This is a genomic window from Pseudomonas sp., from assembly GCF_035512415.1.
Taxonomy (GTDB): domain Bacteria; phylum Pseudomonadota; class Gammaproteobacteria; order Pseudomonadales; family Pseudomonadaceae; genus Aquipseudomonas.
The window spans coordinates 325,961-347,604 of record NZ_DATKDZ010000038.1; the positions used below are offsets into that span (position 1 = coordinate 325,961).

A 21,644-nucleotide genomic window follows, 5' to 3' on the forward strand; every position below is an offset into this window, starting at 1 on the left:
AGATTCCGGTTAATACGCATTGCGAATCGTAGGATGAGTCGGGCCACGCAGGTGATAACCCATCAACTGGCCGATGGGTTATCACCCATCCTACGAAACTCGGTGGCGACGGGCTTCGATGATATTGGGCAGCTGCGAAATACGCCCCAGCAGCCGGCCCAATGCATCCAGCCCGGGAATCTCCACGGTGATCGACATGGACGCGGTGTTGTCGTCCTTGTTCGAGCGGGTGTTGACCGCCAGCACATTGAGCTTCTCGTTAAGCAGCACCTGGGTCACGTCACGCAGCAGGCCAGAACGGTCGTAGGCCTTGATGATGATTTCCACCGGGTAGGTCTGCACCGGCACCGGACCCCAGTTGACCTGGATAATCCGCTCCGGCTCACGACCAGCCAGTTGCAGCACCGAGGCACAGTCCTGACGATGGATGCTCACGCCACGCCCCAAGGTGATATAGCCGACAATCGGATCGCCCGGCAGCGGCTGGCAGCAGCCGGCCATCTGCGTCAGCAGGTTACCCACGCCCTGGATCTGGATATCACCGCGCTTGCCCGGCTTGAAGCCCAGGGCCTTGCGCGGAATCAGCTCAAGTTGCTCGTTGACCCGATCCGGCTCGACCAGTTGTTGCGCCAGGTTGACCAGCTGCGCCAGGCGCAAATCGCCCGCGCCGAGGGAGGCGAACAGGTCCTCGCTGGTCTTCATATTGGCCTTCTCGGCCAGCTTGTCGAAGTCCACATGGGGCAGCGCCAGACGCGCCAGTTCGCGCTCCAGCTGTACCTTGCCCGCCGCAACGTTCTGGTCGCGGTCCTGCAGCTTGAACCAGTGGACGATTTTCGCCCGCGCCCGGCTGGTGGTGACGTAACCCAGGTTGGAGTTCAGCCAGTCGCGGCTCGGCGTGCCGTGCTTGCTGGTGATGATTTCCACCTGCTCGCCGGTCTGCAGGCTGTAGTTAAGCGGCACGATACGCCCGTTGATCTTCGCCCCACGGCAGTTGTGGCCGATCTCGGTGTGCACCCGGTAGGCAAAATCCAGCGGCGTTGCGCCCTTGGGCAGGTCGATGGCGTGACCGTCGGGGGTAAACACATAGACCCGGTCCGGTTCGATATCCACGCGCAGCTGTTCGGCCAAGCCGCCGATATCACCGAGTTCCTCGTGCCATTCGAGCACTTGACGCAGCCAGGAAATCTTCTCTTCGTAATGGTTGGAGCCGGCCTTGACGTCGGTGCCCTTGTAACGCCAGTGCGCGCACACGCCCAGCTCGGCCTCTTCATGCATGGCCTGGGTGCGAATCTGTACTTCCAGCACCTTGCCTTCCGGGCCAAGTACGGCGGTGTGCAGCGAGCGGTAGCCGTTTTCCTTGGGGTTGGCGATGTAGTCGTCGAACTCCTTGGGAATATGTCGCCACAGGGTGTGCACGATACCGAGGGCGGTGTAGCAGTCGCGCACTTCCGGCACCAGCACCCGCACCGCGCGCACGTCGTAGATCTGGCTGAACTGCAGGCCCTTGCGCTGCATCTTTCGCCAGATCGAATAGATATGTTTGGCCCGGCCGCTGATGTCGGCCTTGACCCCGGTGGCCTCCAGTTCCACGCGCAGCTGACCCATCACTTCGTTGATGTACTGCTCGCGGTCCATCCGCCGCTCGTGCAGCAACTTGGCGATCTGTTTGTACTGATCCGGCTCCAGGTAACGGAAGGACAGGTCCTCCAGCTCCCACTTGATATGGCCGATACCCAGGCGGTGCGCCAGCGGTGCGTAGATGTCGAACACCTCACGGGCCACACGCTGACGCTTCTCGTCGTCGGCTTCCTTCACCGCTCGGATCGCGCAGGTGCGCTCGGCCAGCTTGATCAGCGCCACGCGCACGTCATCGACCATGGCCACGAGCATCTTGCGCAGGTTTTCCACCTGCGCCTGGGAGCCGAGCACCAGGGAATCACGCGGGTTCATCGAAGCGCTGATCGCGGCCATGCGCAGCACGCCTTCCACCAGCTTGGCCACCACCGGGCCGAAACGCTGATGGACCAGCGCCAACGGCACCTTGCCTTCACGCACGCAGCGGTAGATCACGGCTGCGACCAGAGAGTCCTGATCGAGCTTGAGGTCCGCCAGGATTTCGGCGATTTCCAGGCCGGAGCGGAAGCTCGACGCGCCCTCGGTCCATAGATTCTGTGCGGCATTGGCCTGCTGCTCGGCCTCGCGGGCAAACTCGCAGGCCTCACGCAGGGCCTCGCGATCCAGTGCCGGATCGACACTCAGTACATGCCCGAGCCAGGCCTCAAGGTTGATGCTGCCGTCGTCGTTGATCGGCTGATGCGCTCTAACCTGAACCATCTTGCTTACCTTCCATAGGCTGCTCCGCGGGGCAGCCGAACTGTCGACGACCTTTACAGGCCTGTCGGTTTAACCACCTAAGGCGCAATTCCTTCGCGCCCCTGCTGCACCTAGATAAGGGCGGGCGCGGATAAATCCAAGCACCCTGCCGCCGTATCCCGGCGCGTTCAATCTACTGCCGGACAAACAGCGCCATCGCTTCGACGTGCGCGGTTTGTGGAAACATATCGAGGATACCGGCGCGTTCCAGCCGATACCCCTGCGCCAGCAACTCGGCGCTATCGCGAGCCAGGGTCGTCGGGTTGCACGACACATACAGCACCCGTTTGACGCCCAACAGCGTCATTTGCTTGACCGCCTGCAACGCGCCATCGCGCGGCGGGTCCAGCAGCACGGCGGCAAAACCGCCCTGGGCCCAGCCAGCCTCGACCAGCGGGTTGGACAGATCGGCCTGGTAAAAGTGCGCATTACTTAGGCCGTTGCTGGCGGCATTCTCGGCGGCGCGTTCAACCATGGTCTGCACGCCCTCCACCGCCACCAATTCCCGCACCCGCTGGGCCAGCGGCAAAGCGAAATTACCGAGGCCGCAGAACAGATCCAGCACCCGTTCATCGGCCTGCGGCGCGAGCCATTCCAGGGCCTGGGCAACCATGGCGTCATTCACCGGCTGGTTGACCTGGACAAAATCGCCAGGCCGGTAAGCCAGGTCGAGATCAAAAGCATCCAGGCGATAACTCAGCTGCTGCGCCGGATCAACCGGCTGCGGCTCGGCAGTGCCGTGCAACCACAGCTGGGCATCCTGCTCAGTGCAGAACGCCTGCAAACGGGCCAAGTCCGCCTCACTCAATGCAGCGGTATGCCTTATCAGCACAGCACTGGAGCTGCCGCTGAACAACTCGACATGACCAATGGCTTGGGGTTTATCCAACTCACGCAACACCAGCGGTAACGCGCGCAGGATCGGCTGCAAGGGTTGTACCAGCACCGGGCAATCGCTGATGGCGATGATGTCCTGACTGGCTGCCGCGCGAAAACCAACGTCCAGGCGCTTGGCCTTGTTGTCCCAGCGCACGGCAATGCGCGCGCGGCGGCGGTAGCCCAGTTCCGGACCGACCAGCGGTGCGGCCCATTCCTGCGGCTCAAGGTTGGCCAAGCGGCTGAGCTGCTCGGCAAGCATGCGCTGTTTCAGGGCGAGCTGATCGGCATGGGGCATATGCTGCAGGCTGCAACCACCGCAAACCTTGGCATGCACGCAGGCCTCGCTGCGGCGTTCGGCGCTGGCCGCCAAAATCCGCTCGACCCGTGCCTCGACCACCTTGCCATGGGCACCCAGCACCCGCGCTTCGATCTGCTCACCGGCCAGTGCGCCGCTGACAAACCAGGTACGCCCTTCGCTGAAACCGATGCCACGGCCATCGTTGGCCAGGCGCTCGATAGTGAGCTTCTGCTTCTTGCCCACCGGCACCTGCGGCGCACGGGAACCACCGCTGGGTTGAAAGCGCAGACCGCCGTCTTTCTTGGCCATCAGTTGCTTTTGCCATCAGTGCTCGGTGCGTCGTAAACGCCACTGGACAGGTAACGGTCGCCACGGTCACAGATGATCGCCACCATCACCGCGTTCTCGACTTCCTGCGACAGGCGCAGCATCGCCGCCACCGAACCGCCGGAGGACACCCCGCAGAAGATGCCTTCTTCACGGGCCAGGCGGCGCATCACGTCTTCGGCTTCCTGCTGGCCCATATCGATGATGCGATCGACCCGCTCGGCCTGATAGATCTTCGGCAGGTACTCCTGCGGCCAACGGCGAATACCGGGAATCGCCGCGCCTTCCATCGGCTGCAGACCGACGATCTGCACCTCGGGATTCTGTTCTTTCAAGAACCGCGACACGCCCATGATGGTGCCGGTGGTGCCCATGGAGCTGATGAAATGAGTGATCTGCCCGCCCGTCTGCTGCCAGATTTCCGGAGCGGTGCTGGTGTAGTGGGCAATCGGGTTGTCGCCGTTGGCAAACTGATCGAGCACCTTGCCTTTGCCGTCAGCCTGCATCTGCAGGGCCAGGTCGCGGGCCTCTTCCATGCCGCCGACCAGAATCAGCTGCGCGCCGTAGGCGGTCATCGCCGCCTTGCGTTCGGCGGTGGAGTTGTCCGGCATGATCAGCACCATGCGGTAACCCTTGATCGCCGCGGCCATGGCCAGGGCGATGCCGGTGTTGCCGCTGGTGGCCTCGATCAACACATCACCGGGCTGGATGTCGCCGCGCTGCTCGGCGCGGGTGATCATCGACAACGCCGGGCGGTCCTTTACCGAACCCGCCGGGTTATTGCCTTCCAGCTTCAGCAGCAAGGTGTTGCTGGTGTTACCCGGCAGACGCTGCAAACGCACCAGCGGGGTGTTGCCGATGCAATCGGCGATGGTTGGGTAATGCAGGCTCATGGCGAACGAGATGATCCAGAAGCAAAGAAGGCCGTCATGATAACGGCAAACCTCGCTCGGCCATATAACAGAGCCGATATGGGCAACAGCATTTGCCATAAGAACAGGTGCAGCCGCTAAACTGCACAAGATCAATACAGGAGGCAGCGCGTGTTAAAGGATCTAGGCATCAAAGGCCGTGTGCTTATGCTCACCCTGCTGCCCACCAGCCTGCTGGCACTGGTGCTGGGCGGCTATTTCACCTGGGTGCAGCTCTCCGCCCTGCAGGCCCAGTTGCTGCAGCGCGGGCAGATGATCACCGAACAGCTCGCGCCCCTGGCCGCCCCCGCCCTGCAAGCCGGCGACAGTATCCTGCTGCTGCGCATCGCCACCCAGGCGCTGGAGCAACCGGACGTGCGCGCCGTGAGCTTTCTCGCCAGCGAACGCACGACCTTGGCCCATGCCGGCCCACGCATGCTCAACAGCGTGCCCAGCGGCGAAAGCCTGCTTGCCGCGCAGCACAGCAGCCAGGACGCCACGCGCTTTCTCTTGCCGGTATTCGAACAGCACTTGAGCCTGACCGGCAAAGCCGTCGGCGAAAACGGCAACAACCTGCTGGGCTGGGTCGAGCTTGAGCTGTCGCACCACAGCACCCTACTCAGCGGTTACCGCAGCCTGCTGGCCAGCCTGCTGCTGATTGCCACCGGCCTGGCGGTTACCGCCCTGCTGGCGGTGCGCATGAGCCGCACCATCAACGACCCTCTGCGGCAGATCAAACAGAGTGTTGCCCAGCTCAAGGACGGCCATCTGGAAACCCGCCTGCCGCCGCTCGGCAGCCATGAGCTGGACGAACTCGCTTCGGGCATCAACCGCATGGCCGAGTCCCTGCAGAACGCCCAGGACGAGTTGCAGCAGAGCGTCGACCAGGCCACCGAGGACGTACGGCAGAACCTGGAAACCATCGAAATCCAGAACATCGAGCTGGATCTGGCGCGCAAGGAGGCCCTGGAGGCCAGCCGGATCAAGTCCGAGTTCCTGGCCAATATGAGCCACGAGATTCGCACCCCGCTCAACGGCATCCTCGGCTTTACCAACCTGCTGCAGAAAAGCGAGCTGACCCCGCGCCAGCAGGATTACCTGGGCACCATCGAGAAATCCGCCGACAACCTGCTGGCGATCATCAACGAGATCCTCGACTTCTCGAAGATCGAAGCCGGCAAACTGGTGCTGGAAAATATCCCCTTCAACCTGCGCGACCTGCTCCAGGACACCCTGACCATCCTCGCCCCCGCTGCCCACGAAAAGCAGCTGGAACTGCTCAGCCTAGTCTACCGCGACACCCCGCTGTCGCTGATTGGCGATCCGCTACGCCTCAAGCAGGTGCTGACCAACCTGGTCAGCAACGCCATCAAGTTCACCCGCGAAGGCAGCATCATCCTGCGCGCCATGCTCGAGGACGAAACCCCCGACCGCGCGCAGCTGCGCATCAGCGTGCAGGACACCGGCATCGGCCTGTCCGACGAGGATCTGGGCGAACTGTTCCAGGCCTTTAGCCAGGCCGACAACTCGCTATCGCGCCAGGCCGGCGGCACCGGGTTGGGCCTGGTGATTTCCAAGCGCCTGATCGAACAGATGGGCGGCGAGATCGGCGTCGACAGCACCCCCGACGAAGGCTCGGAATTCTGGATCAGCCTGAGCCTGCCCAAGGCCCGCGACGATGCCGAAGACCTGCCGCGCGCGCCGCTGCTGGGTCGCCGCGCCGCGCTGCTGGAAAGCCACGAACTGGCCCGCCAGGCCCTGCAGCACCAGCTGGAAGATTGCGGCCTGTTGGTCAGCGCCTTCGACAGCCTCGACAGCCTGTGCGCCGCCGTCATCGCCGCGCGCCACGACGGGCAACCGATCGAACTTGCGGTACTTGGCGTCAGCACCCAGGCCTTGCCGCCGGAACGGCTCGGCCAGTACATCTGGGACCTGGACCGCGTCGACTGCAAGGCCCTGGTGCTCTGCCCCACCACCGAACAGGCGCTATACCACAGCCTGCTGCCCAACGCCTACAGCCAGCTGCAGGCCAAACCGGCCTGCACGCGCAAGCTGCAGCGCGCCCTGGCGGAGCTGGTCAGCCCCCGGCATACCCGCAGCGAACCGCAGAACAGCACCTCCAGCCGTCCGCCACTGATCCTCTGCGTCGACGACAACCCGGCCAACCTGCTGTTGGTGCACACCCTACTGGAAGACATGGGCGCAACCGTCAGCACCGCCAGCAGCGGCTACGAGGCTCTGGAGAAAGCCAAGCAGCAGGTGTTCGACCTGATCTTTATGGATGTGCAAATGCCCGGCATGGACGGTCGCCAGGCCACCGAAGCGATTCGCCAGGTGGAAAGCGAACGCGGCCAGAACCCCGTGCCCATCGTTGCCCTCACCGCCCATGCCCTGGCCAACGAGAAACGCGCCCTGCTGCAAAGCGGCCTGGACGACTACCTGACCAAACCCATCAGCGAACGCCAGCTGGCCCAGGTGGTGCTCAAGTGGACCGGCCTGGCGCTGCGCAATCAGGCCGTCGAACAGCCTAGCGAAAGCGGCCCGCGCTACGACCTCAGCGTCCTAGATGCCGCCGAGGGCCTGCGCCTGGCCGCCGGCAAACCTGATCTGGCCGCCGATATGCTGAACATGCTGCTGGCCGGCTTGCCGACGGACCGCCAGGCCATTCGCCAGGCGCGCCAGGCCGGCGAGCGCAGTGCGCTGATCGAACGCGTGCATCGCCTGCACGGGGCCACCCGCTACTGTGGCGTGCCGCAATTGCGCGCCGCCTGCCAGCGCAGCGAAACCCTGCTGAAACAGAATGATCCGGCAGCCAATCAGGCCCTCGACGAACTCGACGCCGCCATTGAGCGCCTGGCCAGTGAAGCCAGCGTCAGCGCCTGACCCATCGCCCCGGAAACCGCCATGCGCATGATTGTGTTCAGCAGCAAAAGCTACGACCAGCAGAGCTTTCTGGCCGCCAACTTGCCCGACGCCTGGCAGACGAGCTTCCAGGAAGCGCGCCTCAACCTGGCCAGTGTCGACCTGGCCAAGGGCTGCGAGGTGGTCTGCGCCTTTATCAATGACGACCTCAGCGCTCCGGTGCTCAGGCGTCTGGCCGCCGGCGGCACACGCCTGATCGCCCTGCGCTCGGCCGGCTACAACCATATCGACCTGGCGGTCGCCGAGCAGCTCGGCCTCAGCGTCGTCAGGGTGCCGGCCTACTCGCCCCACGCCGTGGCCGAACATGCCCTAGCCCTGATTCTGACCCTCAACCGCCGCACCCACCGCGCCTTCAACCGCACCCGCGAGGGCGACTTCTCGCTGCACGGCCTGACCGGCTTCGACCTGCACGGCAAGAACGTCGGCATCATCGGTGCCGGGCAGATCGGCCTGACCTTCGCGCGGATCATGGCCGGCTTCGGCTGCCAGTTGCTGATCAACGACCCCTACCCCGTCGCCAACCTGGCAGACCTCGGCGCACGCCAGGTCGAACTCGACGAGCTGATCGAGCGCAGCGACATCATCAGCCTGCACTGCCCGCTCAACGCCGCCACTCACCACCTGATCAATGCCCAGCGTCTGCAGCAGATGAAACCCGGGGCGATGCTGATCAACACCGGGCGCGGCGCGCTGATCGACACCCCGGCGCTGATCGGCGCGCTGAAAAGCGGCCAGTTGGGCTACCTGGGCCTGGATGTCTATGAAGAGGAAGCCGAGCTGTTCTTCGAGGACCGTTCCGACCAGCCGCTGCAGGACGATGTGCTGGCACGGCTGCTGAGTTTCCCCAATGTACTGATCACCGCGCACCAGGCCTTTCTGACCCACGAAGCCCTGGCCGCGATAGCCGCCACCACCCGCGACAATATCGCCGCCTGGCTGGCGGGCACGCCGATCAATCAGGTGCGTCCTGTCGCGTGATAGCATTTGCGCCCATTTGGAGGACCCATGGCCGAACACGACTTTCGCTACAACCTGCTCAACCCTGAACACACCCTGATCGAATGCCGCGCACTGGCACCCGGTCGCTATCAGGTCACCGGCAACGGCGGCTCGATCCAGAGCGGCGACGTTCTGCTGGTGACCCTCAAGGGCAGCCGCGAGCTGTCCATGCGCTTGCAGGCCGACAAGGTCCGCCACCTGATCAACCCCCGCGGCCAGTGGGTGGCGGTGGCCACCGGCCCGGTCTTCGGCGAGTTGGCAATCTTCAACTGGCAGGTCAAATGCGACAGCTGCCAGGCGCAACTGGATTTCGAATTCGCCGTGGATGCGGCCCTCGGCAAGAAGGCCCAGGCTCCGGCCGCCGAAGCGCGCATCACTGAACTCGGCTGGCGCAAACAGAACAACCGGCACCTGTGCCCGCAATGCATCGACAAGGAGGTTGCATGAAACGCGTACTCGCCACCGGCCTGTTGGCCGCCGGCCTGCTCGGCTGCGCCGCCACAGCGCCGCAGCTGGAAACCGAACACAGCTATAAGGTGGAATGGATCGGCGAACGCCCGCTGATTGATCGCAGCCACCTGACCATCACCCTGGGCGACGATGGCCGCGCCTATGGCAACGCCGGCTGCAACCACTGGTTCGCCGGTTACCAGCTCGATGGTGACAAGCTCAGCTTCAGCGCCGCCGGCAGCACCCGCAAGATGTGCGCAGAGGCGCTGATGGAGCAGGAAGCGCGTTTTCTCGACAGCCTGAGCAAGGTCAAGCGCTGGGACTTCAACGATATCGGCCAGCTGCAGCTATGGCCGACCGAAGGCAAGCCGATCCGGCTGTGGCCGGAAGACAACTAAGCCCCGTCAATACGTAGAGAAGAAGCGCCACAGCCTCAAGGTGGACAAGCCTGCGGCATGTCCACCCTACGGCGCAAACAATTCCAGCTGCTCATGGCGGCCACGCAAATCATGCAGGCGCACCCCCACCCCGAGCAGCCGCACCGGCTTGTTGCCCCGGGCAAAGGCCGCACTTATCAGCAACTGGTAACTGTGCAGATCGCGCCGGGCCCCGGCCTGTTCCAGGGTGGTCTGACTGAAATCGTGGAACTTGATTTTGACAAAGGGCTTGTCCGGCCGATAACTCTGATCCAGCCGCGCCATGCGTCGGTCCAGTTCGGCGAGTAGCTGTGGCAACTGCTCGAGGCACGCGGGCAGATCCGCCAGATCCTTGTCGTAGGTATTTTCCACGCTGACGGTCTGCCGGCGACTGTCGGTCTGCACCGCACGCTCGTCGATGCCCCGCGCCAAACCCCACAAGCGCTCGCCAAAACTGCCGAACTCCCTGACCAGGGCCAGCTTGTTCCACTCACGCAGGTCGCTGCAGGTGCGAATCCCCAGGCGCGCGAGCTTGTCCGCGGTGACCTTGCCAACGCCATGCAGCTTGCTGACGGGCAAGGCGGCGACAAAATCCTCGATCTGCTCCGGGGTGATCACAAACAGGCCGTTGGGCTTTTTCCAGTCGCTGGCGATCTTCGCCAGAAACTTGTTCGGGGCCACCCCGGCCGAGACGGTGATATGCAGATCCTGGGACACCCGCCGGCGGATATCCTGGGCGATGCGCGTGGCGCTGCCGGCAAAATGCGGGCTGCCCGTTACATCCAGGTAGGCCTCATCCAGCGACAACGGCTCGATCAGCTCGGTGTACTCGCGAAAGATCGCCTGAATCTCGCGCGATACCGCCTTGTAGGCATCCATCCGCGGCTTGACGATCAACAGATCCGGGCACAGCTTCAGGGCCTGCCCGGACGCCATGGCCGAACGCACACCATAGGCGCGCGCCTCATAGTTGCAGGTGGCAATCACCCCACGCCTGTCCGCCGAACCGCCCACCGCCAGCGGCTTGCCCGCCAGGGCGGGATCGTCACGCATCTCGATGGCGGCATAGAAGCAGTCGCAATCGACATGGATGATCTTCCGGCTTGTCATGGTCCGCAGGCGTGCCCTACTGCTCGGCCGAGCTGGCCGGTGCGGCAGGTTCTACGGTGACGGAGCTGGCCTCGTCCTTAGTGATATAAGACTGGATGATCAGAATGACGATCAACATAAAGGCCGCCAACGGCAACAGTTTCATCTTCGCCGCCAGGGCAGCGCCGCAGCTCGGGCAGGTTGTTGCCTCATCGGTTACCTGTGCGCCACAGGCTTTGCATTCACGACTCATGGGCTTGCTCCAGAAAAATGGCTCGGGACTCTAGCCCAACAACACTCACAGGGGCTATGCCGAATATGGGCTGCAAGGCAGTTTAAAGTCGCCAGCCCGCGCAGGCGAGCGGTCCCAGGCGATAAGCACCGCTCACTTGGCCTGCATTTTTACACTGGTTCGCAGCTAAGCATCTGAATAAAAAACACTTTGCTCGCCCGTCAGGTTGACAGCCTGTTTTTTGCCGCTACAATGGCGACCGCGGGATGGAGCAGTCTGGTAGCTCGTCGGGCTCATAACCCGAAGGTCGTCGGTTCAAATCCGGCTCCCGCAACCAGATACCCAGAAAGGCCACTCAATCGAGTGGCCTTTTCTGTTTCTGCGCCCTAATCATTTAAGTTATTGATTAAAAAGCAACAATCGATTGACAGAAGAGCATTTCTGTATAGAATGGCCGGCGCGGGATGGAGCAGTCTGGTAGCTCGTCGGGCTCATAACCCGAAGGTCGTCGGTTCAAATCCGGCTCCCGCAACCAGATACTCAGAAAAGGCCACTCAATCGAGTGGCCTTTTTTGCTTTAGCCCTCCTGCAAAACTTAAGCGATTGATTAAAAACAACTATTTTGTTGACAGCTATCGAATTCTATATAGAATGGCCGGCGCGGGATGGAGCAGTCTGGTAGCTCGTCGGGCTCATAACCCGAAGGTCGTCGGTTCAAATCCGGCTCCCGCAACCAGATACTCAGAAAGGCCACTCAATCGAGTGGCCTTTTTGTTTTCCGCCCTTCTGGTTTCCAGGCGCGAACATCATTTGCGCTCAGCAAAGCTTAAGTTTCAGGTGCCTATGCTTGCGCTGTTTAAACCAAACAGCAGCGGAGCCGCATCACCATGTCCTGGAAAAACACCGACACGCGTTATGGCAGTCTATCGATCACCCTGCACTGGCTGATGCTGGTGCTGATCGCAGGCGTGTATGCCTGTATCGAACTCAAAGGCAACTTCCCCAAAGGCAGCGACATCCGCGAGCTGCTTAAGCAGTGGCACTTTATGCTCGGCATGGCGGTATTCGCGCTGGTCTGGCTGCGTCTACTGGCGCGCTTCGTTGCCCCGACACCGAAGATCAAGCCCGCCCTGCCCGCCTGGCAAAACCTGCCCGCGCAGATCATGCACCTGGCGCTCTACGCCCTGATGATCGGTGCGCCACTGGCCGGATGGTTGCTCCTCAGCGCGGCCGGCAAGCCCATCCCCTTCTTTGGCCTCGAACTGCCGGCACTGGTCGAAAAGACGCCCAAGCTTGCCGAGACTATAAAGGAATGGCACGAATGGACCGGGGTCGCTGGCTACTGGCTGATCGGCCTGCACGCAGTCGCCGGCCTGTTCCATCACTTTATAAGCCGCGACAACACCTTGCAGCGCATGCTGCCGCACCGGGGCTGACCGTTGGTCAGTCAACCGCCGCGGGCGTTCGGCGCAGGACCAGGGCGTGACGACAGTCGACAGACTTTGTGCCCGCCGATGTCCCCCGCTGCACGGCCTGCGGCGTGTGACAGCCTACGGATACGGATAGCGCGTGGTAATAGCACGCCTGGAGGCGCTCGCAGCAGGCGAGCGTCTTTTCACAGCCCCCCGCAAGTGCTGGCCAATCCGGCAATCCGCCGCTAGAATTGCGCACTTTTTGATCAGAGGCGCAGCCAGCGCCCAGCATCCATCCGTACGCGCCCGAGGTTACCTCCATGTCCACCCCCGCCACGCCGAAAGTCGGCTTCGTCAGCCTCGGTTGCCCCAAGGCCCTAGTCGATTCCGAACGTATCCTGACCCAGTTGCGCATGGAAGGTTATGAAGTGGTGTCGACCTATCAGGACGCCGACGTGGTGGTGGTCAATACCTGCGGCTTTATCGACAGTGCCAAGGCCGAGTCCCTGGAAGTGATCGGCGAAGCCCTGGCCGAGAACGGCAAGGTTATCGTCACCGGCTGCATGGGCGTGGAAGAAGGTGCGATCCGCAAGGTGCACCCCAGCGTGCTGTCGGTAACCGGCCCGCAGCAGTACGAGCAGGTGCTCAACGCCGTGCATGAAGTGGTGCCGCCGAACAAGGAGCACAACCCGCTGATCGATCTGGTGCCACCCCAGGGCATCAAGCTGACTCCGCGCCACTACGCCTATTTGAAGATTTCCGAAGGCTGCAACCACAGCTGCAGCTTCTGCATCATCCCCTCGATGCGCGGCAAGCTGGTCAGCCGCCCGGTCGGCGAAGTGCTCAGCGAAGCCGAGCGCCTGGTCAAGGCCGGGGTCAAGGAGCTGCTGGTGATCAGCCAGGACACCAGCGCCTACGGCGTCGATATGAAGTACAAGACCGACTTCTGGAACGGCCAGCCGGTGAAAACCCGCATGACCGAACTCTGCCAGGCGCTCTCGACCTTGGGCGTCTGGGTGCGTCTGCACTACGTCTACCCCTACCCGCACGTCGACGAGCTGATCCCGCTGATGGCCGCCGGCAAGATCCTGCCGTACCTCGACATCCCCTTCCAGCACGCCAGCCCGAAAGTACTCAAGGCCATGAAGCGCCCGGCCTTCGAAGACAAGACCCTGGCGCGGATCAAAAACTGGCGCGAGATCTGCCCGGAACTGACCATCCGCTCGACCTTTATCGTCGGCTTCCCCGGCGAAACCGAAGAAGACTTCCAGTACCTGCTCAACTGGCTGACCGAAGCCCAGCTCGACCGCGTCGGCTGCTTCCAATACAGCCCGGTGGAAGGCGCGCCAGCCAATGACCTGGATCTGGACGTGGTGCCGGACGACGTCAAGCAGGACCGCTGGGACCGCTTTATGGCCCATCAGCAAGCCATCAGTACCGCCCGCCTGCAGCTGAAAGTCGGCAAGGAAATGGACGTACTGATCGACGAAGTCGACGATCAGGGCGCAGTCGCCCGCTGCTACGCCGACGCCCCGGAAATCGACGGCAGCGTGTTTATCGCCAGCACCGCGGTCAAGCCCGGCGACAAGGTGCGGGTACGCATCGTCGATGCCGACGAATACGACCTGTGGGCCGATCTGATCTAAACCGCCGCCCCTCGTCGTCCTGACGAGGGGAATGCGCCGCTGTTCTATCCGGCTAATAAGCCCCATGGCCGGATACGACGGTGCCAGCCCACGCTGCATGGGCCGGCAGCATAATGCTTATTCCGCCCGCCCCCTAGCAGGCCGCAGCGTCAGCTCGCCCCATACAAGGACGTCCCCCATGGAAATACGCTGCATCGCGCCCGATGAGCTGGATGCATTGCTGGCCCTCTATCAGCACCTGCACCCAACCGATGAAGCACTGCCGCCACGCAGCCAGGTTGAAGCCGTATGGCAATCGATTACAGCTAACCCGAGCTATCGCTACTTCGGCCTGTATCAGGACGCGGCTCTGCGCGCCAGCTGCTGCATCAGCCTGGTGGCAAACCTTACCCATGGTTGCAGACCCTACGGCCTGATTGAAAACGTGGTCACCCAGGCCGAATACCGCAAACGCGGCTATGGCCAGGCCCTGCTGGCCCATACCCTGGCATTCGCCTGGTCCCAGGGCTGCTACAAGGTGATGCTAAGCACCAGCAGCAAAGACCCCGCCACCTGGCAGTTCTATCAGGACGCCGGGTTTGATCGATTCGAAAAGCAGGCATTTATTGCCAGACCGCCTGCCCTGCTTTAGGCGCGAGGCAGCAGCAGGCGCACCTGTACGCCACCGGCAATATTGTCGATCTGCAATACGCCGCCGTGCAGCTGCATCACTTCCGCGACAAAGTTCAAGCCCAGGCCGGTGCTTTTGCGCCCGCTGCCGGGGCGCGGCAGGGAGTAGAAACGCTCGCACAGGCGCGCCAGGGCGTAATCGGGAATCGGCTCGGCCTGGTTAAACAAGCGCAGCTCTATCTGCTCAGCACGGATCTCAGCATCAAAGCGAATCAGCCCACCTGGCGGGGTGAAATCCAGGGCGTTATCCAGCAGATTGGCCAGGGCCTGACGTAGCAGAAAGGCTTCACCACGTGCGCTCAAATCAGCGCCAATATGGTTTTCAATCTGCAGCCCCGCCGCTTCGATACGTGCCATCTGCGCCTGCAGCAGGGAGTCGACCAGCGCCTGCAGCGGCACCGCCACCTGCTCTTCCAGGCCCTGGCGCTGCTCGACCTGGGCCAGGTGCAGCAGGCGCTCGATCAGCTGCTGCATGCGCGCGCTTTCCTGCTCGATATTGGCCACAAAACGCTGGCGCTGTTCGCCGGGCATTTCGCCGTCGAGCAGTTCCGCCGCTCCGCGAATCGCCGCCAGGGGGCTTTTCAGTTCGTGGGTCAGGGTGTGCACATAGCGCTCGACATAGGCCTTGCCTTCCAGCTCGGTGCGCATGCGTTCGACCGCTTCGGCCAATTGCGCCAGCTCGCCGCCGCGCAGGCTCGGCAGTTCGGCGCGCTCCCCAGCACTGACCGCCTGGGCATAGCGAGTCAGCTTGCGCAGCGCGGCGCTGAGCCACCAGGACAGCAGCGCGCCGATCAGCAGACCGAGCACGATCAGGCCGCCGCCGAGCCAGGCCAGGCGCTGCTCGGAACGCTCGATATAGGGCTGCAGGCTGCGGTTGGGCTTGGCCACCGAGACCACGCCGATAATCCGCGTGTCATCCATGATCGGCGCGGCCACATACATCACCGAAGAGTCCTCGTCGTTCGGGTCCTCCTTGGTCGAGCGCGCGCCGTACTCGCCGCGCAGGGTCAGGTACACGTCGTTCCAGCGCGAGTAGTCCTGGCCCACCGCCGCCCCCGTGGAGTCGAGGAGGACGATGCCCTGGGCGTCGGTGACATAGATACGGTGGTTGACCCGGTTTTTCTCCAGGCCCCAGATCTGTGCCCGCGGCTGACGCTGACCATAGGCCTTGAGCAGTTCGGGCAGGCGGCTCTGTTGCAGACGACCGGCCTTGACCTCATCACGGAGAATCTCCGCCAGCAAGTTGGCGGTGTCGACCAGGGTTTCCTCGGTGCTCTGGCGCACCCCGGGGCGGATCTCGTCCATCACCGTGCTCAGCACAAACCAGCCGGCCAGGCCGACAAACAGGAAATACACCAGAAAGATGCGAATCCCCAAGGGCATCAGGCGTGCCTCGGCGAATAGCTGTAACCGAGGCCACGGTGCGTCTGGATCGGCTCGGTGGTGGCCATCACCAGGCGCAGCTTGGCCCGCAGGCTCTTGATATGGCTGTCGATGGTGCGCTCGTAGCCAACATCGGCGGCCACCCCCAGGCCGTCGAGCAACTGCTCGCGGGAAAACACCCGCTCGGGCTGAGCCAGCAGCTGTTGCAGCAACCGAAACTCATGGCGGGTCAGGCTCAGCAATTGGCCGTGGTAGTGGATCTGCACACGCTCGATATCCAGCTGAAATGGCCCGCTGTCCGGGCTTGCAGCCGGCACTTCACGCGGGGCCATACGCTTGAGGATGGCCTTGACCCGCGCCGCCACTTCACGCGGGCTAAAGGGCTTGACCACGTAATCGTCGGCACCGATTTCCAGGCCCACCACCCGGTCGATTTCCTCGCTGCGGGCGGTAAGAAAGATCACCGGCACCTCGGAAACGCGCCGCAGCCGCTTGCACACCTCGAAGCCGCTGATATCCGGCAGGCCGACATCGAGAATCAGCAGATCGGCCGGGGCGCGCGCCTGCAGGGCCAGGGCCTCCTGCCCAAGGGTCAGCCAGGTGCTGGTAAAACCCTCGCCATGTAGGGCGAAGATCAGGGTGTCGGCAATGGCGGCTTCGTCTTCGACAATCAGAATATGCGGCATGGGCGTCCTGCTCGTGGGCAACTCGGCGAGGAGCCTGCGGCAGGCCGCGGCCAGCGTCAAGCCTCACTCCCCACCCCCGCTGTAGCTCGGATGCAATCCGCGAATGGCGGCGGATGCATCGCCCCGGATTACCTCCGGGCTACGGAACTGCAGGCCGTAGGATGGGTGATAACCCATCGTGCAATTGATGGGTTATCACCCATCCTACGATCTAGCCCATGCCCGCGAGCGATGCCGAGTGGCAACCGCATCGCGGACAAGTCCGCTCCTACGGGCCTCAGTCGAGCTTGAAGCGCGCGGTGTTCTGCTCTAGCGCCTGGCTCCCCTGACGCAACTGCTCGGCAGCGTCGCTGACCGCCTGGGCCCCTTCGAGCAGGGCGCTGGCGGCCTGGTCGACCTGTTGGATATTGCCGCTGACTTCATCGGCGGTGGCCGCCTGCTGCTCGGCGGCGGTGGCGATCTGCGCCAGACGGTCGCTGACCAGCTGCACCGATTCGACGATCGCCCCTAGGTCTTCGCCCATGGCCAGCACGCTGCCAACATCGCCCTCGGCCTGGTGTACCGCCTCCTCCATCAGGGTCACGGACTGGCCGACCACCCGGTGCAGGCTGGCCACCGTTTCGGCGATTTCCGCCGTGGAGTTCTGCGTGCGCTGGGACAGCGAACGTACCTCGTCGGCAACCACGGCAAAGCCACGGCCCTGCTCGCCGGCACGAGCGGCCTCAATGGCGGCGTTGAGCGCCAGCAGGTTGGTCTGCTCGGCAATGCCCTTGATCACATCCACCACCCGGGTGATCTGCTCGGTCTGCTCGCGCAGTTGCTGCAGGGTGGTCGCGCTATCGCCCAGGCGACGGCTGAGCTGACGCATGCTTTCACTGGTGCGGGCGCTGCGCTGGTTGCTCTGATTGGCGATTTCGCGAGTTTGCCCGGCCTCCACTGCGGCCTGTTCGCAGCTTTGCGCGACGCTTTGCGCGGTGGCCGCCATTTGCGTGGCGGCGGCGGCAATCTGGCTCATCTGCGCCTGCTGCTGCTCGACCGACTGCAGGGCGCTCTGCGCTTCGCCGTTGAGCATGTCGACCGTGCCGCCGAATTGCTGACTCTGCTGGTTGACCCCGCGCATGGAGTCGCGCAACTGGCTGACGGCAGCATTCAGGGCCTGGGCGATGCTGGCCAGGTCATCCGCGCCGTGGACCTGCATGCGCACCCGCAAGTCGCCGTCACGCAGGCCTTCGGCGGCCTGGATGATGCCGGCGGTGCTGCGGCGAATCGAAGCGTTGAGACAAAACAGCACATAGAGCGCCAGCAGGGTCAGCACGCTGAATACACCGATCACCTCGCTCATCATGACCAGCGCCGCGCTGCGGTAATCCCCCAGGCTCACCCCGAACTGCTGATAAAGCGCCTGCTGCAGGGCGATAAGTTGCCCCTGCAGCAACTCGATGCGCTGCACGAACTGCTCCGGCGTCAGGGCCATGGGGCTGGCCTCGAACATGTCGCGGTCGATCCCGGCGAGAAAGCTTTCATAGCCTTGCAGGGCTTCGGTATAGGGTTCCTGCAATTGGCGCATGGCATCGGGGGCTTCCAGGCCCAGGGTGGTCTGGGCCTTGAGCAGCTGGCTGCGCGACTCGTCAAGATTGCGCCGCAGGTCGCGAATCAGTACCCGGCTCTGCAGGGTGAAATGCTGCGACACCACCGCGCCATGGCCCTGGCTGGCAAAGCTGCCCAACTGTTCGAGCAGACGCGGCAAGGTATAGGTCAGTTGCTCCATCATCAGGTAGGTGTCGAGTTGCGGATCGAGAATCAGGCCGCTGTCGGTGGCCACCTGCTCGCGCAACGCCAGCAGGCCCAACAGGGTCTTTTGGTAACGTTCCAGGGCATCGGGTAGGGCCAACTTGCCCAGAGCGTCGACACTCAATGCGCTACGCCCAGCCTCCAGCCCCTGAAAATGCTGCCTGGCCTGCTCGCTGACCAGCTCGGCCTGCAGCGGCGCGGCCAGCGCCTGCAACGCCTGATCGAGATTGCCGGCCCGCTGCTGCATCAGCGCCTGGGCCTGGCTATCGGTGCCCTTCCAGCGCGCCAGCAAGGTGCGTTGCTCGATCAGCGCCTGCTGCACGTCGGCCATGGCCTGCAAGGCCTGCATGCCCTGCAGCTCGTGGTCGATGGCGCGCAAGCGCTCCAGATAACTGCTGCTGATCACCCACAGCGAAAACCCAAGTGGCAGGGCAAACAAAACAAATATCAGCTGAAACTTGCGCGCGAAGCTGAACCGCTCCAGCAGCCGCACCCCCGGTTTGAGTACTCCAGTCATAACTACCTCACCCTGTGTAACGCACCTTCTAGGTGGATGCGCTAAAGCAGCTGATTAAGCAAGAAACGCGCCCGCGTTAAACGTCAACTAACAGGCAGTTGCCTTGAGCATAGTTAAAAGATCGCGCGGGGCCGTCTGAAGCAGGAGCCTGACGGCAAGCTTACAGGGCAATGGCTTGGAAGCATCGCTGGCACTGCTTATGATCGAGGCCTTCGCGCCCCACAAGGAATTGCCATGCGCCGCCTGCTGACCGCCACCAGCGTGACTCTGCTGTTGCTGCTCAACACCCTGCTGCTGATCGGCCCCTTGCTGCTGATTGCCCTGGGCAAGTTCGTACTGCCCGGCAAGGCGTTGAAAACCGCCAGCTCGCGAGGGGTGATGTGGGTGGCGGAAAGCTGGGCCGAGCTGAACAAGCTGATCTTCGCCACACTGCTGCCAACCCGCTGGGATATCCGCGGCAACGCCGAGCTGCGCCAGAGCACCTCTTATCTGGTGATCAGCAACCACCAGAGCTGGGTGGACATTCCCGCGCTGATCCAGGCGTTCAACCGCAAGACGCCCTACTTCAAGTTCTTCCTCAAACAGCAGCTGCTTTGGGTGCCCCTGCTTGGTCTGGCGTTCTGGGCCCTGGACTACCCCTTTATGCGCCGTTATTCCAAGGCCTTTCTGGCCAAGCATCCCGAGCTCAAGGGCCAGGACCTGGAGATCACCAAGCGCGCCTGCGCCAAGTTCAAGGACCTGCCGGTGACCGTGGTCAACTACCTGGAAGGCACCCGCTTCACCCCGGCCAAGCACGCCGCCCAAGGCTCGCCCTACCGCTACCTGCTCAAGCCCAAGGCCGGCGGTGTGGCCTTTGTCCTCGCCACTTTGGGCGAGGAGCTGGACAAGGTGCTGGATGTCACTGTGGTGTATCCGAGCGAGCGGATTCCCGGCTTCTGGGAGTTGATCAGCGGCCAGGTGCCCAAGGTCATAGTCGATATTCAGACCCACGAACTCGACCCAGCGCTGTGGCAGGGTGACTACGAGAACGACCCGCTCTTTCGTGAGTTTGTGCAGGGCTGGGTGACGAAGCTGTGGGAAGACAAGGATGCGCGGATAGCGCAGATTCGGGCAGAGATTGAGGCGTAGGGTGGACATGGCGCAGCCTTGTCCACCATAGGCATCATGGCGGACAAACCTTCGGCATGTCCGCCCTACGGATGATTGATAAACCTGGTTTATGCCGCGCTAAACATCTTGTGCGGGTCGATAACGAATTTCTTCGGCACGCCGGCATCGAACTCGCCATAACCGCGCGGCGCGTCTTCCAGGCTGATGACCTGCACGCCGACCACTTCGGCAATGTTGATGCGGTCCCACATGATCGCCTGCATCAGCGCGCGGTTGTACTTCATCACAGGGGTCTGGCCGGTGTGGAAGCTGTGGGATTTGGCCCAACCGAGGCCGAAGCGGATGCTTAGGGCACCGATCTTCGCCGCCGCGTCCACCGCGCCCGGGTCTTCGGTGACGTAGAGGCCGGGAATGCCGATCTTGCCAGCTACCCGCACCACGCCCATCAGCGAGTTAAGCACGGTGGCCGGAGCCTCGTGCTGGGCACCAGAGTGACCATGGCCGCGAGCTTCAAAGCCCACCGCATCCACCGCGCAATCGACTTCAGGCTCACCCAGTAGCGCAGCGATCTGTTCGTGCAATGGGGTGTCCTTAGACAGGTCAGCGATCTCGAAGCCCTGGGCCTTGGCATGGGCCAGACGCACCGGGTTGACGTCGCCGACAATCACCACCGCCGCGCCAAGCAGACGCGCCGAGGCGGCAGCGGCCAGACCGACCGGGCCGGCACCGGCGATATACACGCTGCTGCCAGGGCCGACGCCGGCGGTGACCGCGCCGTGATAGCCGGTGGGCAGGATGTCGGACAGGCAGGTCAAGTCGCGGATCTTCTCCATGGCCTTGTCGCGATCCGGCAGCTTCAACAGGTTGAAGTCGGCGTAGGGCACCATGGCGTACTCAGCCTGGCCACCGGTCCAGTCGCCCATATCGACGTAGCCGTAAGCGCCGCCGGCGCGGGCCGGGTTAACCGACAGGCAGACGCCAGTGTGTTGCTCTTTGCAGCTGCGGCAACGGCCGCAGGCAACGTTGAACGGCACCGAAACCAGATCGCCTATCTTCAGGTTCTCCACGTCGCGGCCCTTCTCGATCACCTCGCCGGTGATCTCGTGGCCCAGTACCAGGCCGGTTTGCGCCGTGGTGCGGCCGCGCACCATATGCTGGTCGGAGCCGCAGATATTGGTGGATACCACCTTGAGAATGACCCCGTGCTCGATCTTCTTGCCGCGCGGGTCCTGCATTTTCGGATAGTCGATTTTCTGCACTTCGACCTTGCCAGCGCCGAGATAGACGACGCCACGATTACCAGACATAGGTGTTCTCCTTTCTTGTTGTGGGACTCTTGTTGTAGAGCCATGGCGCGACCAATGACCGCGCGGTTTTGCACTGGAGCTTGTGTCTGTTGCCGGCTGGGACCGAGGGTTTGGCAGTCGGTGATCCAGCCGTAGCCCGGCTGCAATCCGGGAAATTCGTCTAGCGAAGAATGAGTTCGCGCCCGCCTTATCCTAACGACCGGCCCCTGCTGCGAATGACGCTGCGG

The 21,644-nt window shown here is 63.1% G+C and carries 17 protein-coding genes and 3 tRNA genes; 11 read left to right on the forward strand and 9 right to left on the reverse strand.

Translation table 11 applies throughout. From position 1 onward, the window contains the following. Nucleotides 1-90 precede the first annotated feature (90 nt). The 3 genes from relA to cysM all read right to left on the reverse strand — a co-directional run bounded on the left by relA (nucleotide 91) and on the right by cysM (nucleotide 4,770). A complete protein-coding gene (relA, locus tag VMP31_RS18725; RefSeq protein WP_325509211.1) occupies nucleotides 91-2,334 on the reverse strand; it encodes a GTP diphosphokinase in 2,244 nt (747 codons plus the stop codon). 172 nt (nucleotides 2,335-2,506) lie between these two features. Beyond that, nucleotides 2,507-3,859 carry a 23S rRNA (uracil(1939)-C(5))-methyltransferase RlmD gene (rlmD, locus tag VMP31_RS18730; RefSeq protein WP_325509212.1) on the reverse strand — a complete coding sequence of 451 codons (1,353 nt, stop codon included), beginning with the start codon at nucleotides 3,857-3,859 and terminating at the stop codon, nucleotides 2,507-2,509. After that, the gene (gene cysM / locus VMP31_RS18735; protein ID WP_325509213.1) at nucleotides 3,859-4,770 is read right to left on the reverse strand and encodes a cysteine synthase CysM; all 912 of its coding nucleotides are present in this window, start codon (nucleotides 4,768-4,770) and stop codon (nucleotides 3,859-3,861) included. Before cysM ends, rlmD begins: the two co-directional genes overlap by 1 nt. A 150-nt stretch (nucleotides 4,771-4,920) precedes the next feature. Between cysM and VMP31_RS18740 the strand changes: the two genes are divergently transcribed. From VMP31_RS18740 to VMP31_RS18755, 4 genes are read left to right on the forward strand one after another with little or no spacing between them, the layout of a single operon-like run. Beyond that, nucleotides 4,921-7,671, forward strand: coding sequence for a response regulator (locus VMP31_RS18740; RefSeq protein ID WP_325509214.1), 2,751 nt, complete (start codon nucleotides 4,921-4,923; stop codon nucleotides 7,669-7,671). Between the two features lie 21 nt (nucleotides 7,672-7,692). Further along, nucleotides 7,693-8,688, forward strand: a complete 996-nt coding sequence (locus VMP31_RS18745) for a 2-hydroxyacid dehydrogenase (RefSeq protein ID WP_325509215.1) — start codon at nucleotides 7,693-7,695, stop codon at nucleotides 8,686-8,688. A 27-nt stretch (nucleotides 8,689-8,715) separates the two neighbouring features. Then, nucleotides 8,716-9,156: a hypothetical protein gene (locus VMP31_RS18750; RefSeq protein ID WP_325509216.1), complete on the forward strand. Its 441-nt coding sequence runs from the start codon at nucleotides 8,716-8,718 to the stop codon at nucleotides 9,154-9,156. Continuing rightward, nucleotides 9,153-9,557: an META domain-containing protein gene (locus VMP31_RS18755; RefSeq protein ID WP_325509217.1), complete on the forward strand. Its 405-nt coding sequence runs from the start codon at nucleotides 9,153-9,155 to the stop codon at nucleotides 9,555-9,557. The genes VMP31_RS18750 and VMP31_RS18755 overlap by 4 nt, the downstream gene beginning before the upstream one ends. Nucleotides 9,558-9,623: 66 nt before the next feature. Here VMP31_RS18755 and dinB read toward each other — a convergent pair whose 3' ends face one another. Then, nucleotides 9,624-10,685 (reverse strand): DNA polymerase IV, encoded by a 1,062-nt coding sequence (gene dinB, locus VMP31_RS18760; RefSeq protein WP_325509218.1) that lies wholly within the window; start codon nucleotides 10,683-10,685, stop codon nucleotides 9,624-9,626. Nucleotides 10,686-10,701: 16 nt separating this feature from the next. Further along, nucleotides 10,702-10,917 (reverse strand): zinc ribbon domain-containing protein, encoded by a 216-nt coding sequence (locus VMP31_RS18765; protein WP_325509219.1) that lies wholly within the window; start codon nucleotides 10,915-10,917, stop codon nucleotides 10,702-10,704. A gap of 239 nt (nucleotides 10,918-11,156) precedes the next feature. Here VMP31_RS18765 and VMP31_RS18770 point away from each other — a divergent pair. From VMP31_RS18770 to VMP31_RS18795, 6 genes are all read left to right on the forward strand, one after another. Then, nucleotides 11,157-11,233: transfer RNA gene (locus VMP31_RS18770), tRNA-Met, on the forward strand. A 121-nt stretch (nucleotides 11,234-11,354) separates the two neighbouring features. Then, nucleotides 11,355-11,431 (forward strand) — tRNA-Met (locus tag VMP31_RS18775). 124 nt (nucleotides 11,432-11,555) lie between these two features. Next, nucleotides 11,556-11,632 (forward strand) — tRNA-Met (locus VMP31_RS18780). Nucleotides 11,633-11,783: 151 nt separating this feature from the next. Then, nucleotides 11,784-12,332, forward strand: a complete 549-nt coding sequence (locus VMP31_RS18785) for a cytochrome b (protein ID WP_325509220.1) — start codon at nucleotides 11,784-11,786, stop codon at nucleotides 12,330-12,332. A gap of 296 nt (nucleotides 12,333-12,628) precedes the next feature. Continuing rightward, a complete protein-coding gene (gene rimO / locus VMP31_RS18790) occupies nucleotides 12,629-13,954 on the forward strand; it encodes a 30S ribosomal protein S12 methylthiotransferase RimO (RefSeq protein WP_325509221.1) in 1,326 nt (441 codons plus the stop codon). Between the two features lie 178 nt (nucleotides 13,955-14,132). Beyond that, complete coding sequence (locus tag VMP31_RS18795; protein WP_325509222.1) at nucleotides 14,133-14,585, forward strand: GNAT family N-acetyltransferase; 453 nt, start codon at nucleotides 14,133-14,135, stop codon at nucleotides 14,583-14,585. On the opposite strand, the gene creC is transcribed toward VMP31_RS18795, so the two are convergent. From creC to VMP31_RS18810, 3 genes are all read right to left on the reverse strand, one after another. Continuing rightward, nucleotides 14,582-16,006 carry a two-component system sensor histidine kinase CreC gene (gene creC, locus VMP31_RS18800; RefSeq protein ID WP_325509223.1) on the reverse strand — a complete coding sequence of 475 codons (1,425 nt, stop codon included), beginning with the start codon at nucleotides 16,004-16,006 and terminating at the stop codon, nucleotides 14,582-14,584. The two genes, VMP31_RS18795 and creC, sit on opposite strands and share 4 nt — an antisense overlap. Next, nucleotides 16,006-16,692 (reverse strand): two-component system response regulator CreB, encoded by a 687-nt coding sequence (gene creB, locus VMP31_RS18805; RefSeq protein ID WP_325509224.1) that lies wholly within the window; start codon nucleotides 16,690-16,692, stop codon nucleotides 16,006-16,008. Before creB ends, creC begins: the two co-directional genes overlap by 1 nt. Nucleotides 16,693-16,969: 277 nt before the next feature. Beyond that, nucleotides 16,970-19,000 carry a methyl-accepting chemotaxis protein gene (locus VMP31_RS18810; protein ID WP_325509225.1) on the reverse strand — a complete coding sequence of 677 codons (2,031 nt, stop codon included), beginning with the start codon at nucleotides 18,998-19,000 and terminating at the stop codon, nucleotides 16,970-16,972. 234 nt (nucleotides 19,001-19,234) lie between these two features. On the opposite strand from VMP31_RS18810, the gene VMP31_RS18815 reads away from it, so the two are divergent. Continuing rightward, nucleotides 19,235-20,128, forward strand: coding sequence for an acyltransferase (locus VMP31_RS18815; protein ID WP_325509226.1), 894 nt, complete (start codon nucleotides 19,235-19,237; stop codon nucleotides 20,126-20,128). Nucleotides 20,129-20,217: 89 nt separating this feature from the next. On the opposite strand, the gene fdhA is transcribed toward VMP31_RS18815, so the two are convergent. Next, complete coding sequence (gene fdhA / locus VMP31_RS18820; protein WP_325509227.1) at nucleotides 20,218-21,417, reverse strand: formaldehyde dehydrogenase, glutathione-independent; 1,200 nt, start codon at nucleotides 21,415-21,417, stop codon at nucleotides 20,218-20,220. Between the last annotated feature and the right edge of the window lie 227 nt (nucleotides 21,418-21,644).